The following is a 16,005-nucleotide window of genomic DNA, read 5'->3' as shown; positions in this document are numbered from 1 at the left end:
AAGCGAAGGGTGGTTCACGTCGACCAGCCTTTGCTCTAAGGTACCGACCATGGCTCTCGTCAGGATATTGGTCAGCGCAGTTGGGGCTCGCGCATTCAGGGTCGCGGTGACACCGTCACCGCGCACGCTGCGCGCCGAGCTTTTGCGGCTGTGCGCCCGCATCGGCTATTCGCCGCCTGCCTGCCTCTGATGCATTCGCCCCGGCGCAGCCGGATTGAATCCAGAGGAAACATCAAGACATGACCTATCAAAATCATTCGCTGAAGCAGCTTCAGCAGATCGACGCCGCACATCACCTGCATCCCTTCACCGACCATAGGGAATTGCGCGAGGCCGGCTCGCGCGTCATCACTCATGCCAATGGCCCGTTCATTTACGATTCCGAAGGGGCGGAGCTGCTCGACGGCATGGCCGGCCTGTGGTGCGTCAACATCGGCTATAGCCGGGACGAACTGGCCGAAGCCGCCTATGCCCAGATGAAGGAACTGCCTTACTACAATTCCTTCTTCAAATGCTCGACGCCGACGCCGGTGCTGTTGTCCAAGAAGCTGGCCGAAATCGCGCCACGCAACGTCAACCAGGTGTTCTATGGGTCATCCGGTTCGGAGGCCAACGACACCGCGTTGCGTCTTGTGCGCCATTACTGGGCGCTGGAGGGCAAGCCGGAAAAGAACCGCGTCATCTCGCGCAAGATGGCCTATCACGGCTCGACCATCGCCGGCACCTCGCTCGGCGGCATGGATGCCATGCACAAGCAGCTCAACGGGGCCGTGCCCAACATCGTCCATGTGATGATGCCCTATGCCTACGAACTGGCGCTGCCGGGGGAGAGCGACCATGAGTTCGGCCTGCGCGCGGCCAAATCGGTCGAGGATGCCATCCTCGAGGCCGGCGCCGACAAGGTCGCGGCTTTCATCGGCGAGCCGGTGATGGGCGCGGGCGGCGTCAAGATCCCGCCGGCCAGTTACTGGCCCGAAGTGCAGCGCATCTGCCGCAAATACGATGTGCTGTTGATGCTGGACGAGGTCATCACCGGCTATGGCCGCACCGGCGAGTGGTTTGCCGCGCAGACCTTCGGCATCGAACCCGACACGATCACCACGGCAAAGGCGTTGACCTCGGGCTACCAGCCGCTGTCTGCACTCTTGGTCGGCGATCGCATTGCCTCGACGCTGGTCGAGAAGGGGGGCGAGTTCAACCATGGCTACACCTATTCGGGTCACCCCGTGGCCTGCGCCGTGGCGTTGAAGAACCTGGAGATCATCGAACGGGAAGGCCTGGTCGACCGCGTCAGGAACGACACCGGGCCGTATTTCGCCAAGGCCCTGCAAGAGCGCATTGCCGGGCATGACCTGGTTGGCGAAGTGCGCTCGATCGGACTGATGGGTGCGATCGAGATCGTCAAGGACAAGGGGACCAAGGAACGGTTCCTGCCGTCGGGAAGTGCCGCGGTGACGGTCCGCGATCATGCGATCGCCAACGGCATGATGCTGCGCGCCACCGGCGATACGATGATCCTGTCGCCGCCGCTGATCTGGACCCGCGATACGATCGACATGGCCTGCGAACGTATCGGCAAAGCGCTGGATTTGGCACAGGCGGATCTGCGCAAGCGGTAGGCGAAGCTCGACCGGGCGTTTCTTCAGGAGACGCTCGGTATCGAGAAGATACCATCCTGGCCAGGGAACGATCCCACCTTTGGCGCGTAGTGTGAGCGGCGGTCGATCCGGCCGCGAAGGGGGTTTCCATGAGAAAGACCAGACGTCGACGCGTGCAGGAAGCGAACAGCATCGGCGCGGGCCTGATGCTGGCGCCGATGGTGGCGATGATGCGCCTGCCACTGATGGCCATGGAGGCCCGGAGCGGCGAGCCCTGGAGTGCGGAGACGGCAAGGGCGGTCAGCGAGAAGACCGTCGCAATGGCCGAGGGCGCGGTTGCGGCGCAAATGTCGTTTCTGCAGTCGGCGTCTCGTTTCTGGCCGGAGGTTCTTTCCGGCCAGACACCGTCGCTGCTCAACGGCGTCGCGGCTGAACGGTCGATCAGCGCCGCGCTGAAGCCGGCCAGCCGGGCTGTGAAGGCGAATTTTCGCCGGCTTTCGTCAAAGGCTTGAAATGGGTGCTGCGGAACTCTGATTTTCGGGTTGGCCCGATTCCGGGCGGAAAACCGTTTCACACTTTTCCTGGAGTTGCTTTAAAACCGATCGGTATACGTACCGACGGGAGGCAGCATGGCAGCACAACCGCTCAATCAGCCGGCCGAAATCCCGGCCGAGCTGGATCGCTGGAATTGGGGCGCCTTTTTCCTCAACTGGATCTGGGGCATCGGCAACAACACTTTCATCGCGCTGCTGGCGCTGATCCCGGTCGTCAACCTCATCATGATCTTCGTGCTTGGGGCACGCGGCAGCCGCTGGGCCTGGCAGAACAGGACCTGGCGCGATGCCGAACAATTCCGCAGGACGCAGCGCAACTGGGCAATCGCGGGCCTTGCCGTCTGGGTGGTCAGTATAGGCGGCTGCGCGACGATGGTCGGCAGCGTCCCGTTTATGCTCAAAGGTAATGGTGCCTATCACATGACCATGGATGCCATTCGCGCCGACAGCCGTGTGAAAGCCGCCATTGGTGACGATGTGACCGACAATTTCTGGGTCGGCGGGCATCTCAACGTCAATGCGAATGGCGCGGGCGATGCCCAGTTCAGCATTCCCGTTCACGGCGCTAAGGGTAAAGGGACCGTATTTTCCCACTTGGTTCGCAATGCAGGCACATGGAGCATGCGCCTGCTCGTGATCAGGGTGGACGGTTTCGATGCGCCGATCGTGTTGACCAATGAAGATCACGTGCCGATCCCGAACGCCGCGATCGGAATATAGGCTCCAGCCCGGATCGGGCGCGGCGGAAATGCAAAAACCGCGCTCCGTCGGGAACGCGGCTTTGCCAGATACGCATGGCGTTTCGCTACTCAACACTTGGCGAAGGGCTCCGGTACGCGAGACCTGATCCGGAGCGCCGGGCGGATGCGATATGTCCGCCTCGCAATCCGTTTTATAGGGACATCGTTACCGCGGAGTTATCGAGAGCTTAAGCAAATCTAAATTTGCGGCCGTCCTGCCGGGCCAACCAGGAAAAAGCCCATCAAATCCGTTGGTTACGCAGGGGCGCCGCGCAGAAAATTAATTATACCGGAGAAATCGGCGCCGCCATGCCCCTGGGCGTTGAACAGGGCATAGAGTTGTGCCGCTTCAGCACCAAGTGGCGTCACCGCGCCCGCGCCAAGTGCTGCTTCCTGTGACAGTTTCAGGTCCTTCAGCATAAGGGCGGCGGCAAAGCCCGGCTTGTAATCCTTGTTGGCGGGCGAGGTGGGCACCGGGCCGGGCACCGGGCAATAGGTGGTCAGCGACCAGCACTGGCCTGAAGAGGTCGAGGCGACGTCGAACAGCGCCTGATGCGACAGGCCGAGCTTTTCCGCCAGCACGAAGGCCTCGGCGACACCGATCATCGAAATGCCGAGGATCATGTTGTTGCAGATCTTCGCCGCCTGGCCGGCGCCATCGCCGCCGCAATGGACGATGCGGCCGGCCATCGGCTTGAGGATTGGTTCGGCCGTGGCGAATGCATCGTCGGAGCCCCCGGCCATGAAGGTCAGCGTGCCGGCGGTGGCGCCGCCGGTGCCGCCGGAAACAGGGGCGTCGATCGACAGCAGGCCGTGTTTCGCCGCGATGGCATGCGCCTTGCGTGCCGAATCGACGTCAATCGTCGAGGAGTCGATGAACAGCGCGCCTTTTTTTGCCTTGGAGGCGATGTCCTCATAGACCGACAGCACGTGCTTGCCGGCGGGGAGCATAGTGATGACTACATCGGCGTCCTTCACTGCGGCCGGTGCGTTGGCCATGACGACGACGCCGTGCTCCCTCGCGACGGTCAGGCTCTCCGTCACCAGGTCGAAGCCATGCACCGTATGCCCTGCCTTGACCAGGTTCGCGGCCATTGGATTGCCCATATTGCCGAGGCCGATGAAGGCGATGGTGGTCATAGGGGCGCTCCTTGATTTGGGGTGAGGCCTTTAGGCAGTAGGCAGTAGGCAGTAGGCAGTAGGCAGTAGGCAGTAGGCAGTAGGCAGTAGGCGACTATTCGGGTGCAAGTTTGATGATAAGTTGGCGAAGCATTTTTCCGATGCCCTCGGTCGCTAACAGCATCTGATTTGTTTGATCGTGCGTGGCTAAGCCGATTCGTTCGGCGATCTGGAGGTGCATCTCGAACTCTTTCAGGGAGCCTTGGGCAATCCTGAGAAATTGCTGATAAGAGCCTCTATTGTCTCGGCCGTACCCTTCCGCGATGTTCGCAGGAATGGAGTTGGCTGAACGACGGATCTGGCTGGTGAGCCCATATAATTCTTCTTTTGGCCACGTCTTGGTCAACGAGTAGGTAGCGACGGCCAGGTCCATGGCCTGCTGCCACACGATAAGATCCTTGTACGAATTGATCTTGCCGGTCATCTCTGCCTACTGCCTACTGCCTACTGCCTACTGCCTACTGCCTAGTTTCACCTTCCGATCAAGGCGCGCGCTATGATGACGCGCATTATCTCGTTGGTGCCTTCGAGGATCTGGTGGACGCGCAGGTCACGCACCAGCTTCTCGATGCCATAATCATGCAGATAGCCGTAACCGCCGAGCAGTTGAAGCGCATCGTTGGCGACGTTGAAACCGGTGTCGGTGACGAAGCGTTTGGCCATCGCCGACCATTTGCCGGCGTCCGGCGCCTTGCGGTCGAGTTTGGAGGCGGCGGCATAGAGGAAGATGCGCGCGGCCTGCAGTTCTGTCTCCATGTCGGCCAGCCTGAACTGCAAAGCCTGGAACTGATTGATTTTCGAGCCGAAGGCCTTGCGCTCTGCCGTGTAGGACAATGCCTTGTCGAGCGCCGACTGCGCGCCACCCAGCGAACAGGCGGCGATGTTCAGCCGGCCGCCGTCGAGGCCGGCCATGGCGATGCCGAAGCCGGCGCCTTCACCCGACAGAAGGTTTTCGGCCGGCACCTTGCAATCCTCGAAGATGACCTGGCGCGTCGACTGCATGTGCCAGCCCATCTTGTGCTCGTTGGCGCCGAAGGAGAGGCCGGGCGCGTCTTTCGGCACGATGACGGTGGAAATGCCCTTCGGCCCCTCGGCACCGGTGCGCACCATGACGGCATAGAGGTCGCTGTCGCCGGCGCCGGAGATGAATTGCTTGGCGCCGTTGAGGATGTAGTCGCCACCGCTTTTCACCGCGCGCGTCTTCAGCGCCGCGGCATCCGATCCGGAGCCCGGCTCGGTCAGGCAGTAGCTCGCCAGCCATTCCATCGAGGTCAGCTTGGGCAGGAAGCGCTGGCGCTGCTCCTCATTGCCGAAGCGGTCGATCATCGAGGCCACCATGTTGTGGATCGAGATGAAGGACGAAAAGGCCGGATCGGCATGCGACAGCGCCTCGAAGATCAGCACGGCATCGAGTCGGCCGAGCGCGGAGCCGCCGACATCGTCCCTTATGTAGATGCCGCCGAGGCCGAGCGGCCCGGTTTCGCGGATCACATCGGCGGGGAAATGTTTCCTGCGGTCCCAGTCGAGCGCGTTCGGCGCGACGCGATCGGTGGCGAACACCTGGGCCATCTCCTGGATGGCGCGCTGTTCCTCGTTGAGTTCGAACTGGCTGGTGCTCGCATCGACCGCGGCGTCCATGGCGTGCTCCCTGTATACTGGCCAGCTAGCCCGCTGGCCTGTCGTTTTTGGCTTTGCGCGCGCACCAATCTAGACCAATGATGCCGCCGCGCAACCCAGCCGATCGCGGAGCGGCTGTGCATCAATGCATGTTCGGAGCCAGATGTGACGACAAAATTCGACGAACTGCTGGAACAGTTCCGCGCCTATCTCGCTTCAGCGGACAATGCCCTGGTGCGAGACGCCGTGGCGCGCATTGGCTGGGACATGCCGGCCCGCGCACTGGAGCCACATACGCTCGGCTGCCTGCGCCATCTCGATCGCGCCGCCGGACTGACGCCGCCGGATGCGAAGCCGTTGGTGCAATTGCTGGCGCGGCAGCGCAACGATTTGCATTGGGGGCAGACCTATACGGAGGCTGATTTCGGCAAGGCCTTCATCGACAATTACGGCTGGCTGGAAATGTTCGGTACGCGTGGCCATTTCGCCAATGACGAGGTGGCGGCCGGGCTGCTGATCCTCGGGCCCGACATCGTCTATCCCGATCACCATCACGTCGCCGAGGAGATCTATATTCCGCTGACCGGTGGCACAGAGTGGCGCATGGGCGAGGGCGGTTTTCGCAAGCGGGAGGCCGGCGAGGTCGTCCACCACGCTTCGAACGTCAATCACGCCATGCGAACGGGCAAGGAGCCGCTGCTGGCGCTCTACATCTGGCGCGGCGGGCCGTTGGCGCAGAAATCCACGATCACCGGAACCGCGACGCAGGGCCGGAACTGATGGCCAGGGCAATCATGCTGCAAGGCACGGGTTCGGATGTCGGCAAGACGGTGCTGGTTGCCGGCCTCTGTCGCGCCGCAAAAAAACGCGGCCTGAAGGTGCGACCGTTCAAACCGCAAAACATGTCGAACAACGCCGCGGTCGCCGACATTCCCGACGACAACAGGCATAGCGGCGGCGAGATCGGCCGTGCGCAATGGCTGCAAGCAATCGCTTGCGGCGTCGCGCCGTCAGTCCACATGAACCCGGTGCTGCTCAAGCCCCAGACCGATGTCGCCGCGCAAATCATCGTGCAGGGCAAGGTGTTCGGCGAGGCGAGGGCGCGCGACTACCAGGCGCTGAAGGGCCGGCTGATGGACGCGGTGCTCGATTCCTGGGCGAAGGTCAGCGAGGACGCGGACCTTGTCATTGTCGAGGGTGCCGGCTCGCCGGCCGAAATCAATCTCAGGAGCCGCGACATCGCCAATATGGGCTTTGCCACGCGTGCCAATGTGCCGGTTGTGCTGGTCGGCGATATCGACCGCGGCGGCGTCATCGCCTCGGTTGCCGGTACGCATCTGATCCTGCCGGAAGAGGACCGACGCATGATCGTGGGTTACCTTATCAACAAGTTCCGGGGCGATGTCTCGCTGTTCGATGATGGCCTGAAGGCGATCGAAAAATTCACCGGATGGCGCTGTTTCGGCGTCGTGCCATGGCTGAAGGCGGCGGCAAGGTTGCCTTCGGAGGATTCGGTGGTGCTGGAACGGCTTGCGTCCGGCGAGGCGCGCGCGCTGAAGGTGGCGGTGCCGATGCTTGGTCGCATCGCCAATTTCGACGATCTCGACCCGCTCAAGGCCGAACCTCAGGTAGAGGTGGTGTTCGTACCGCCCGGTACACCGCTGCCGGCCGATGCCGGGCTGGTGGTCATTCCCGGCTCGAAATCGACGATCGGCGATCTCCTGAAATTCCGCGAGAACGGCTGGGACCGGGATCTTGCCGGGCATCGCAAGCGCGGCGGCCACATCGTCGGCATCTGTGGCGGCTATCAGATGCTCGGCCATATGGTGCGCGATCCCGACGGCATCGAAGGCAGCGTTACCGAGGCCGAGGGGCTCGGCCTGCTCGATATCGAAACGGTGATGGAGCCGGAGAAGACGGTGCGCAATGTCAGCGCGCGCTCGGTGCCGTTCGACCTGCCGCTTGAGGGATACGAGATCCATCTCGGCCGCACCACCGGGCCGGATACTATGCGACCGTCGGCGATCATCAACGGCGCCGAGGATGGTGCGATCTCGGCCGATGGCAAAGTGATCGGCACCTATATGCACGGTCTGTTCGGCGCCGACGGCTTTCGAGGAAAGTTCCTTGAAAGCCTTGGGATCAGCGGTGGCGGCATCGATTACCGGGCCGAGGTCGAGCGGGCCCTGGACGAGGTCGCCGCCGAGTTGGAGGCCCATCTCGACTGTGACGCGATTTTCGCGATGGCGCGCTGATCTCCCGGCGCTGGTGATTGCTGGAACATCCATCGCTTCGTCAGCCCTGCTTCGCGCAGGGATGACGAAGCTGGGCGTCGTCAGCCATATGGCGCTATTGGCTCAGGCCTTCTCGCCGGTCTTCGGCCAATAGGTGCCGAAGGACCAGACATTTCCTTCCGGGTCGCGGCAGATGAACTCACGGCTGCCATAGTCGCGGTCGGTCAGTTCCTGGATGATCGTGGCACCGGCTTCCTTTGCCCTGGCGTAGGCGGCATCGGCATCGTCGACGGCGATATAGATCGACTTGCCGCCGCCCGAACCTGGCTCCCCGACCATCTTGCCGTAGTCGTCATCACGCACCGTGCCCAGCATGATCATGGAGGAGCCGAACACCAGTTCGGCATGATGAACGACATCGCCTTCGCCATAGCGGGCACGGACGCTGAAGCCAAAGGCTTCGCACAGCCAGTCGATCATTTTCGCGGCATTCCGATAGCGCAGGGCAGGGTAGAGCCGTGGTGCTTCAGTGCTGCTGTTCATGTCGATCTCCTTCGGTTGGATTGGTCGATACCCAGTCTGGGCGAAGGCCGTTCCAGCGTCTTGAAGAAATGTTACCTGACCGAAAGCGCCGTCGGCGTCTCGCCTGCCAGCTCACGGAATTCGCGCACCAGATGCGCCTGGTCGGCATAGCCGCAATCGGCGGCAATGTCGGCCCAGTCAGCGGTTTGCTGCCGCGACAGGCCGAGCGCGCGGTTGAAGCGCACGATGCGCGACATCGTCTTGGGGCCGATGCCGATGGCGTTGGAAAAGCTGCCGGCCAGATGTTTGCGGCTCCAGCCCAGTCTCTCGGCGAGCGATGCAATCCGTGTCCGGCCGCCCGATGTGACGATGCGGTCATAGGCCCACGCGATCTCCGGCGGCGTTTCGGCGGCGCTCGCAAGACGGGCGGTGACGAAGGCTTCCGCAAGATCGAAACGCGCCGTCCAGTTCGGCGCGTTGCCAAGCCGTTCGCGCAGCGCCATGCCCTCGGTGCCCAGCACGTCGTCGAGCACGACCATGCTGTCGGTCAGTTCGCTCATCGGCAGGCGAAAGAAGCGGCGCGCGCCAAGCGGCGTGAAATTGATCTGGACGCAGCAGGCGGCGCCGAAGGATTCGATCATCACAGGTCCGGCGAAGAGGCCGGCGGCGAAGCTGGCGAAGCGGTCATTGTCATCAGGCGCCTTGCCAAGGCCGATGGCGAAGGGCTCTGCGAAGCTGATGACCAGCGGCACGGTCAGCGAGGCGTATTCGACATTGCAAAAATGGCCGGCAGCGGTTTCGCGGTAGCCGCAAATGTCGGTGACAACGCCCTCAAGCGCGGGATCGGGAAGAAGCCGGCGCATCTCGAAGCGTCCAGATATGGAGCGGTCCTGTTCCGTTCGGCGCTGCATCTCGATTGGCATTGGCCATCCTTCCGCCCGGCCAATCCAACATTATTCGAACAGTGGCTGTCTATCAAACGCCGATCATGACACGCAGCGGGTTGGCCGGGTCGGCCAGCAGTTTCGCCGCCAGTGCCACACACACGATCACCAGCAGCGGCTTGATCAATCTGGCGCCGATGCGCATGGCGAGGCTGGCGCCGAGGCGGGCACCCAGGAACTGGGCAACGCCCATCATCAGGCCGATCTTCCAGGAGATGACGCCGACCGCGGCGAAGACAATGAAGCCGCCGATGTTGGAGGCGAAGTTGAGCAGCTTGGTATGCGCCGTCGCCTTGAGCACGCCGTAGCCGGCAAGCGCGACGAAGGCCAGCATATAGAAGGAACCGGCGCCCGGCCCGAACAGGCCATCATAAAAGCCGATTGCCGGCACCAGGGTCAGTCCGAACAGGAAGGGCGACAGGCGCTCGGCCCGGTCGACGTCGTTCATGTTGGGTTTGAGCGCGAAGTAGAGCGCAATGGCGATCAGCACCAGCGGCAGCAGGGCGCGCAACAGGTCGCCGGGAACGATCGTGGCCAGCAAGGCGCCGACGGCGCTTCCGGCAAGCGCCAGCAGGGCCGGCGGCAATTGCCGGCGCAGGTGGACATGCCCCTTGGAGGCATAGTGGATCGTCGCCGACCCGGAGCCGAACATGCCTTGCAGCTTGTTGGTTCCAAGCGCCTCGACCGGTGAAAAACCGGCAAGCAGCAGTGCCGGGATGGTGATCAGCCCGCCACCGCCGGCGATCGAATCGACAAAGCCCGCGGCAAAAGCGGCGAAAGCGAGCATGGCGACAGTCTGCAGGCTGAGGTCGATCATCGAGATGAGAAAGCGCACTTCGCTGAGATATCAGGCGTTCGACCACGACGATCCCGTTTGCGCAAGGCTGATTCCGCGCTAATTATTGAAGTGGAATCGGAAAGGGGCTCTGATGGCGTTCGCATTGATGGACCAGATACGCTCTATCTTCGACGGCGACCCTGGCGTGCGCAAGGTGGCGGACGACCCGGTCCTCTCGGCGGAACTGTTGATGTTGTTCCGCATGATCCTGGCGGACGGCACCGTCAGCGAGAGCGAGATGATTGCCTTCCGGCGCATCTGCAAGGATGCTTTCGGTATCCCCGAGACCAGCATCGACAACGTCATCGAATATCTCAATGAGTTCGGTTACGAGACCAATGGCTCGCAGGCGATCGCGCTTTTTCGCGATCTCGACATCGAACGACGCAAGCAATTGGCCCGCCACATGGCCGAGATCGCGAAGGCGGATTCGCAACTGGCCGAGACCGAGGTGCGCCTGCTGCGCCGCACGCTCGACCTGCTCGACATCAGCCCGGTCGATGTGGTGCAGCCGGAAGACTAAGGTCGAACAGCTTGCTCACCCCTGTTCCTGCATTCTTCGCGCGATCGCTCGGTGCAGGTCCGGTGCAGCGGTGACCAGGGCTCGCGCGGCTTCTGACTGCGGGCGGTCCAGCACCTCGCTCGTCTTGCCGCGCTCGACGATCTTGCCGTCATGCATGACCAGCACCTCGTCCGTGATGGCGCGGGCGACGGTCAGGTCGTGGGTGATGAAGAGGTAGGCGATACCGAGTTTCTGGTTGAGCCCGGCGAACAAATCGAGGATCTGGGCACGGATCGACACATCGAGCGCCGAAACCGGCTCGTCGGCGACGACCAGCTTGGGACGGGTGATGATCGCGCGGGCGATCGACAGGCGCTGGCGCTGACCGCCGGAAAATTCATGCGGGTACTTGTCCATGTCGCGCTGGTCCAGGCCGACCTCGTGCAGCGCATGCGCGACCATCTCACGGCGCTCGGCGCGCGTCGGTTTTTTGTCCAGTACATGCAAGGGTTCGGCGACCAGTCTTTCGACCTTCTGGCGCGGGTCGAAGGAGCCATAGGGATCCTGGAAGACAACCTGCATGTCGCGCCTGGCCGGTTTCAGCTCGGCTTCGCTCTTGCCGGTGATGGTTTCGCCGCGAAACCGGATCGTGCCCGAACTCGGCCGGTCCAGCGCCAGGATCATGCGCGCGAGTGTCGACTTGCCGCAGCCGGAGCGGCCGACCAGCGCCACCGACTGGCCGGGCGCCATCGACAGGGAGACATCGTCGACGGCACGGATATCAGGCGCGCGCCGAAACAGCGAAGTACGCCGGCCGGGATAGTCGCGGGTCACGCCTTCAACCTGAAGCATGGGTTGGCCCAGCCCGGCGCCGTGTGGCCTGGCGCGTGCCGGTACATGCATCGAGGCTTGCGCCAGCTGGCGCGTATAGGAATGAAGCTGTTCCGACAGCGTGCGCGCGGTGTCTCCGGCCTCCATCACCTCGCCGCGGCGCATGATGGTGATGCGATCCGCCATCTCGGTCACCACAGCGAGATCGTGCGAGATCAGCAGCAGACCCATGCGGCTCTCCGCAACGAGACCGCGCAAGAGATCGAGGATCTGCGCCTGCAGCACGACATCGAGCGCCGTCGTCGGCTCGTCGGCGATCAGCAGTTTCGGTTTCAGCGCGCAGGCAATGGCGATGACGACGCGCTGGCGCTGGCCGCCGGACAGTTCGTGCGGATAGCGCGACAGCGGGAATTTCGCCGAGGGAAGGCCGACGCGGTCGAGCATTTTTCGCGCCCGCTCCTCGGCTTCGGCGCGCGTCGCTTTGGTGTGCCAGCGTATGCCTTCGGCCACCTGTTCGCCGATGGTCTTGACCGGATTGAGGGCAGTCATCGGCTCCTGAAAGACCATGCCGATGTCGTCACCGCGCAGCGCGCACATCTGGTCCTCGGTCGCCGCGAGGATATCGATGCCGTCGAATGTGACGCGCCCAGTGGCACGTGCGGTGTGCGGGAGCAGCCGCATGACTGTCAGCGCGGTCATCGATTTGCCGGAGCCGGATTCGCCGACCAGTCCCATCACCTCGCCAGGCGCGACGGAAAGCTCCATGTCCTTCAGGATTTGCGTATCGCCGATGGTCAGCGACAGATTGTCGATCTCAAGCAGGCTCATCGCTGCCGCCGCGATTTGGGGTCGAGGATGTCGGCGATGCCGTCGCCCAGAAGGTTCAGGCCGAGCACGGTGATGACGATCGCCATGCCGGGGAAGATCGCCATCCATGGCGCCGCCACCATGCGCGTCTGCGCATCGAACAGCATGCGGCCCCAACTCGGCATTGGCGGCTGCGCGCCAAGGCCGAGATAGGAGAGTCCCGCTTCGGCCAGGATTCCGAGTGCGAACTGGATGGTGCCTTGCACCAGGAGCAGCGTGGCGATGTTGGGCAGGACATGTTCGACAGTGATCTGCGTGCTGCTCTTGCCGGCGGCGCGCGCGGCAAGGATGAATTCGCGCGGCCAGATCGCCAGCGCGCCGGCGCGGGCAACGCGGGCAAAGACCGGGATATTGAAGATCCCGATGGCGATGATGGCGTTGACTGCGCCCGGCCCGAAGATGGCGGTGATCATGATCGCCGACAGCAGCGCCGGGAAGGCGAAGACGAGATCGTTGATGCGCATCAGCGCTTCGTCGACGAGGCCGCCGCGGGCCGCGGCAAAGGCGCCGAGCGGCACGCCGACACCCATGCCGATGCCGACCGCGACCAGCGCCACGGCAATCGAATTGCGCGCCCCGACCATGATCATCGACAGGATGTCGCGGCCGAAATGGTCGGTGCCGAACCAGTGCGCCAGCGCGGGGCCTTGGGTTTTGTCCGCTATGACCAGCTTCGTCACGTCGTACGGCGTCCAGATATAGGAGACGATGGCCATCGCCAGTATCAGCGCGGTGATGACGAAGCCGCTGACGAAAGCGGTGTTCCCGAACGCCTTGGCCAGGATGCCGCTGAACGTGTCCTCGGGGATGTCGATGCGCAGCGTCATTGCCGGGTCCTCAGGCGGGGATCGACCACCGCATAGGAAAGGTCGACGACGAGGTTGACGGCAATGACGGCGGCGACCAGCAGCATGACGACGCTTTCGACGACGATCAGGTCGCGCTGGGTGATCGCCTGGAATACCAGTCGGCCGAGCCCGGGTAGGTAGAAGACATTCTCGATGATGATGGTGCCGGCGAGCAGGAAGGCGAATTGCAGGCCAAGGATGGTCAGCACCGGGATCATGGCGTTACGCAGCGCGTGCCGCCACAACACGGCGCGGTAGGGCAGGCCCTTGGCGCGGGCGGTGCGGATATAGTCCTCGTTCAGCACCTCGATCAGCGCCGAGCGGGTGACGCGCGCCAGGATGGCGGCTTGCGGCAAAGCAAGCGCCACCGCCGGTAACAGCAGCGATTTCAGCGCCGGCCAGGCGCCGGCGGCCCAGCCTGGAAAACCGCCGGCCGGCACCAGGTGCAGCCAGACGGCGAAGACATAGATCAGCATCAGTGCGAACCAGAAATTGGGCACGGCCACGCCAAGCTGCGCCGCGCCCATCGCCACCGTGTCGCCGACCCGTCCACGCCGGCTGGCGGAAAACAGCCCGACCGGAATGGCGATGATGGTGGAGAGCGCCAGCGCGATCAGCGCCAGCGGCAGCGATACGGCAAGCCGTTCACGCACGAGATCGATGACCGGCACCGAATAGGTGTAGGATCGGCCGAAATCGAGGCTGAGCAGGCCGCCGGCCCAGTGCAGGTAACGCCAGGCAAGCGGCGCGTCGAGACCCATCTGGTTGCGCAACAGCTCCACCTGGCCGGCGCTGGCGTTCATGCCCAGCATCAGCCGCGCCGGATCGCCGGGGAGGACTTCCAGCACGGCGAACACCACGATGGAAGCCAGCACCAGCGTGGCGATGGCTATTGCGAGGCGCTTGAGAAGGTAGGCGGTCATGGGAGGTGGGGAAGCGCAACTTCGTCATCCTGGGGCGAAGCAGGAGCGAAGCGACGTCGCGAAGACCCCAGGATCCATGCCGTGACAGAAGTCGAAGAGCGCGGCGGTCCAAAACCAGCGTTGCCTCTTTCTGTCTCCAACTCACGTTCCCCCAGGTTCTGCGTGGCAGCATCGCTCATAAGTCGCGGAATGGATCCTAGGGTTTACGCAGTTCGCTGCGCTATCTGCTCCGCCCTAGGATGACGAACCGTTGTGCGAGCCTCACTCGCTCCATTTCACCTTGGTCAGGTCGTTGGCAGGGATCGGCGCGTTTTCCCACAACCCTTGCAGCTTGGCGTCCCAGACCCCGACCTTGGGCAATTCGTAGAGGAAGCCGACCACGGCATCGTCGGCAAGGATCTTTTGCGCTTCGGCATACAGTTCCTTGCGCTTGGCCTCGTCCGAGGTCAGATCCAGATCGGCGATGATCTTGTCGAAGGTCGGGTTGTCGTAATTGAAGTAGTAGTCCTTGCGCGAATAGATGCCGATGTCGTTCGGCTCGGTGTGGGAGACGATGGTCAGGTCGTAGTCTTTCTTGGTGAACACCTGATCCAGCCACTGCGCCCATTCGACCGGAATGATCTCGAGATTGATGCCGACGTCGCGAAGTTCCGAAGCGATGATCTCGCCGCCGAGCCGCGCATAGGAGGGTGGCGGCAGTTTCAATGTGGCCTTGAAGCCGTTCTCCAGCCCGGCCTCCTTCAAGAGTTCCTTGGCCTTGTTGACATTGTGCGGATAGAGACCGGTGAGGTCGACATAATATTTGTTGGCCGGCGACATATGCGAGCCGATCGGCAGACCGAGCCCGGCCGAGGCGCCGTCGATGATCGCCTTGCGGTCAAGCGCGTAGGAGATCGCCTGCCTCACCTGCAGCTTGTCGAAGGGTGGCTTCTTGTTGTTGATGGACAGGATGGTCTCGCCTTCGGTCGCGCCGACCACGACCTTGAAGCGCGGATCGTCCTTGACCTGAGAAACGCTGTCGGGGTCGAAGAAGGGGAAAGCCTGTATGTCGCCGGAAAGCAGCGCCGGCACCGCGGCGGCGGCATCGGGAACGATGCGGAATTCGGCCTTTTCGAGGAAAACAGGGGCGCCCCAGTAATGGTCCGATTTCACGAGGGTGATCGATGAACCCTTGGCCCAGCTCTCGAATTTGAAGGGCCCGGTGCCGATCGGCTTTTCCTTGTTGGTGTCGGCGGATTTCGGCGAAACGATCACCGCGTCGCCCCAGCCCATATTGTAGAGGAACGAGCCCTGCGGGTGGGTAAGCGTGACCTTCACGGTGGCGGGATCGACCACTTCGACCTTGTCGATGGCAGCAAAGAGCTGCTTCTGCGCGTTGATGGAGTTTTCCGCGCGGGCACGGTCGAGCGAAAACTTCACGTCATCGGCACTGAAATCGGTGCCGTCGTGGAATTTCACGCCGGTATGCAGCTTGAAAGTGTAGACCTTGCCGTCGTCTGAAACGGTCCAGCTCTCGGCCAGATCGGGCAGAACTTCGCTGTTCGGGCCGATGCGGGTGAGGCCCTCGAAGACGTTGGCGTATGTGACTTCCCTGATGGCCGCGGCCGCTCCCGCCGTCGGATCGAGATGCGGAGGCTCAAGCGGAATGCCGATGACCAGATCGGTCCGGGCGGCAAACGCCGACGTGGCGGTTGCGAACGCCAGCACGGCAGCGGCCAGTAGGGTCTTCCACAGTTTCATCGCTGAACTCCCCATGTGCTCAGATGCTCAAGCCGGCGGATAGAAGCGTGATTTCGCGCGGGAGTAAA

The 16,005-nt window shown here is 62.9% G+C and carries 17 protein-coding genes; 7 read left to right on the top strand and 10 right to left on the bottom strand.

Annotation, left to right across the window (positions count from 1 at the left end; translation table 11 throughout):
• Positions 1-49: 49 nt before the first annotated feature.
• From FJW03_RS10855 to FJW03_RS10840, 4 genes are all read left to right on the top strand, one after another.
• Positions 50-190 carry a capsid protein gene (locus FJW03_RS10855; RefSeq protein WP_140607626.1) on the top strand — a complete coding sequence of 47 codons (141 nt, stop codon included), beginning with the start codon at positions 50-52 and terminating at the stop codon, positions 188-190.
• Between the two features lie 49 nt (positions 191-239).
• Entirely contained in the window at positions 240-1,619 is a 1,380-nt protein-coding gene (locus FJW03_RS10850; RefSeq protein WP_140763350.1) for an aspartate aminotransferase family protein, read from the top strand.
• A 128-nt stretch (positions 1,620-1,747) separates the two neighbouring features.
• Positions 1,748-2,110 carry a hypothetical protein gene (locus tag FJW03_RS10845; RefSeq protein WP_140607624.1) on the top strand — a complete coding sequence of 121 codons (363 nt, stop codon included), beginning with the start codon at positions 1,748-1,750 and terminating at the stop codon, positions 2,108-2,110.
• A gap of 117 nt (positions 2,111-2,227) precedes the next feature.
• Entirely contained in the window at positions 2,228-2,872 is a 645-nt protein-coding gene (locus tag FJW03_RS10840; protein WP_140607623.1) for a cytochrome c oxidase assembly factor Coa1 family protein, read from the top strand.
• Positions 2,873-3,147: 275 nt separating this feature from the next.
• On the opposite strand, the gene mmsB is transcribed toward FJW03_RS10840, so the two are convergent.
• The 3 genes from mmsB to FJW03_RS10825 form a co-directional block, all read right to left on the bottom strand.
• A complete protein-coding gene (gene mmsB, locus FJW03_RS10835; protein ID WP_140763347.1) occupies positions 3,148-4,032 on the bottom strand; it encodes a 3-hydroxyisobutyrate dehydrogenase in 885 nt (294 codons plus the stop codon).
• 94 nt (positions 4,033-4,126) lie between these two features.
• On the bottom strand, positions 4,127-4,495 hold the full coding sequence (locus FJW03_RS10830) for a four helix bundle protein (RefSeq protein WP_140763344.1): 369 nt from the start codon (positions 4,493-4,495) through the stop codon (positions 4,127-4,129).
• 47 nt (positions 4,496-4,542) lie between these two features.
• A complete protein-coding gene (locus FJW03_RS10825) occupies positions 4,543-5,709 on the bottom strand; it encodes an isobutyryl-CoA dehydrogenase (RefSeq protein ID WP_140763341.1) in 1,167 nt (388 codons plus the stop codon).
• 144 nt (positions 5,710-5,853) lie between these two features.
• Here FJW03_RS10825 and FJW03_RS10820 point away from each other — a divergent pair, with 144 nt between their 5' ends.
• Positions 5,854-6,468: a dimethylsulfonioproprionate lyase family protein gene (locus FJW03_RS10820; protein ID WP_140763338.1), complete on the top strand. Its 615-nt coding sequence runs from the start codon at positions 5,854-5,856 to the stop codon at positions 6,466-6,468.
• Positions 6,468-7,943, top strand: coding sequence for a cobyric acid synthase (locus tag FJW03_RS10815; RefSeq protein ID WP_140763335.1), 1,476 nt, complete (start codon positions 6,468-6,470; stop codon positions 7,941-7,943). The genes FJW03_RS10820 and FJW03_RS10815 overlap by 1 nt, the downstream gene beginning before the upstream one ends.
• A gap of 102 nt (positions 7,944-8,045) precedes the next feature.
• On the opposite strand, the gene FJW03_RS10810 is transcribed toward FJW03_RS10815, so the two are convergent.
• From FJW03_RS10810 to FJW03_RS10800, 3 genes are all read right to left on the bottom strand, one after another.
• Complete coding sequence (locus tag FJW03_RS10810; RefSeq protein WP_140763332.1) at positions 8,046-8,465, bottom strand: VOC family protein; 420 nt, start codon at positions 8,463-8,465, stop codon at positions 8,046-8,048.
• 71 nt (positions 8,466-8,536) lie between these two features.
• Positions 8,537-9,367: a helix-turn-helix domain-containing protein gene (locus tag FJW03_RS10805; protein WP_140763329.1), complete on the bottom strand. Its 831-nt coding sequence runs from the start codon at positions 9,365-9,367 to the stop codon at positions 8,537-8,539.
• 52 nt (positions 9,368-9,419) lie between these two features.
• On the bottom strand, positions 9,420-10,205 hold the full coding sequence (locus tag FJW03_RS10800; protein ID WP_140694422.1) for a TSUP family transporter: 786 nt from the start codon (positions 10,203-10,205) through the stop codon (positions 9,420-9,422).
• A gap of 112 nt (positions 10,206-10,317) precedes the next feature.
• On the opposite strand from FJW03_RS10800, the gene FJW03_RS10795 reads away from it, so the two are divergent.
• Positions 10,318-10,749, top strand: coding sequence for a TerB family tellurite resistance protein (locus FJW03_RS10795; protein ID WP_140694218.1), 432 nt, complete (start codon positions 10,318-10,320; stop codon positions 10,747-10,749).
• Between the two features lie 15 nt (positions 10,750-10,764).
• On the opposite strand, the gene FJW03_RS10790 is transcribed toward FJW03_RS10795, so the two are convergent.
• The 4 genes from FJW03_RS10790 to FJW03_RS10775 form a co-directional block, all read right to left on the bottom strand.
• Positions 10,765-12,387: an ABC transporter ATP-binding protein gene (locus tag FJW03_RS10790; RefSeq protein WP_140763326.1), complete on the bottom strand. Its 1,623-nt coding sequence runs from the start codon at positions 12,385-12,387 to the stop codon at positions 10,765-10,767.
• Positions 12,384-13,253, bottom strand: coding sequence for an ABC transporter permease (locus FJW03_RS10785; protein WP_140763323.1), 870 nt, complete (start codon positions 13,251-13,253; stop codon positions 12,384-12,386). Before FJW03_RS10785 ends, FJW03_RS10790 begins: the two co-directional genes overlap by 4 nt.
• On the bottom strand, positions 13,250-14,197 hold the full coding sequence (locus tag FJW03_RS10780; protein WP_140607612.1) for an ABC transporter permease: 948 nt from the start codon (positions 14,195-14,197) through the stop codon (positions 13,250-13,252). The genes FJW03_RS10785 and FJW03_RS10780 overlap by 4 nt, the downstream gene beginning before the upstream one ends.
• Positions 14,198-14,458: 261 nt before the next feature.
• Complete coding sequence (locus tag FJW03_RS10775; protein WP_140763320.1) at positions 14,459-15,937, bottom strand: ABC transporter substrate-binding protein; 1,479 nt, start codon at positions 15,935-15,937, stop codon at positions 14,459-14,461.
• Between the last annotated feature and the right edge of the window lie 68 nt (positions 15,938-16,005).

The organism is Mesorhizobium sp. B4-1-4 (assembly GCF_006439395.2).
Lineage (GTDB): Bacteria > Pseudomonadota > Alphaproteobacteria > Rhizobiales > Rhizobiaceae > Mesorhizobium.
This window is presented reverse-complemented; position numbering and strand designations above follow the sequence as displayed.

What these genes read in the sequence shown, in the direction of transcription:
- FJW03_RS10855 (WP_140607626.1), top strand. Translation starts at nt 50, where the DNA reads ATGGCTCTCGTCAGGATATTGGTCAGCGCAGTTGGGGCTCGCGCATTC.
- FJW03_RS10850 (WP_140763350.1), top strand. Translation starts at nt 240, where the DNA reads ATGACCTATCAAAATCATTCGCTGAAGCAGCTTCAGCAGATCGACGCC.
- FJW03_RS10845 (WP_140607624.1), top strand. Translation starts at nt 1,748, where the DNA reads ATGAGAAAGACCAGACGTCGACGCGTGCAGGAAGCGAACAGCATCGGC.
- FJW03_RS10840 (WP_140607623.1), top strand. Translation starts at nt 2,228, where the DNA reads ATGGCAGCACAACCGCTCAATCAGCCGGCCGAAATCCCGGCCGAGCTG.
- mmsB (WP_140763347.1), bottom strand. Translation starts at nt 4,032, where the DNA reads ATGACCACCATCGCCTTCATCGGCCTCGGCAATATGGGCAATCCAATG.
- FJW03_RS10830 (WP_140763344.1), bottom strand. Translation starts at nt 4,495, where the DNA reads ATGACCGGCAAGATCAATTCGTACAAGGATCTTATCGTGTGGCAGCAG.
- FJW03_RS10825 (WP_140763341.1), bottom strand. Translation starts at nt 5,709, where the DNA reads ATGGACGCCGCGGTCGATGCGAGCACCAGCCAGTTCGAACTCAACGAG.
- FJW03_RS10815 (WP_140763335.1), top strand. Translation starts at nt 6,468, where the DNA reads ATGGCCAGGGCAATCATGCTGCAAGGCACGGGTTCGGATGTCGGCAAG.
- FJW03_RS10810 (WP_140763332.1), bottom strand. Translation starts at nt 8,465, where the DNA reads ATGAACAGCAGCACTGAAGCACCACGGCTCTACCCTGCCCTGCGCTAT.
- FJW03_RS10805 (WP_140763329.1), bottom strand. Translation starts at nt 9,367, where the DNA reads ATGCCAATCGAGATGCAGCGCCGAACGGAACAGGACCGCTCCATATCT.
- FJW03_RS10800 (WP_140694422.1), bottom strand. Translation starts at nt 10,205, where the DNA reads ATGATCGACCTCAGCCTGCAGACTGTCGCCATGCTCGCTTTCGCCGCT.
- FJW03_RS10795 (WP_140694218.1), top strand. Translation starts at nt 10,318, where the DNA reads ATGGCGTTCGCATTGATGGACCAGATACGCTCTATCTTCGACGGCGAC.
- FJW03_RS10790 (WP_140763326.1), bottom strand. Translation starts at nt 12,387, where the DNA reads ATGAGCCTGCTTGAGATCGACAATCTGTCGCTGACCATCGGCGATACG.
- FJW03_RS10785 (WP_140763323.1), bottom strand. Translation starts at nt 13,253, where the DNA reads ATGACGCTGCGCATCGACATCCCCGAGGACACGTTCAGCGGCATCCTG.
- FJW03_RS10780 (WP_140607612.1), bottom strand. Translation starts at nt 14,197, where the DNA reads ATGACCGCCTACCTTCTCAAGCGCCTCGCAATAGCCATCGCCACGCTG.
- FJW03_RS10775 (WP_140763320.1), bottom strand. Translation starts at nt 15,937, where the DNA reads ATGAAACTGTGGAAGACCCTACTGGCCGCTGCCGTGCTGGCGTTCGCA.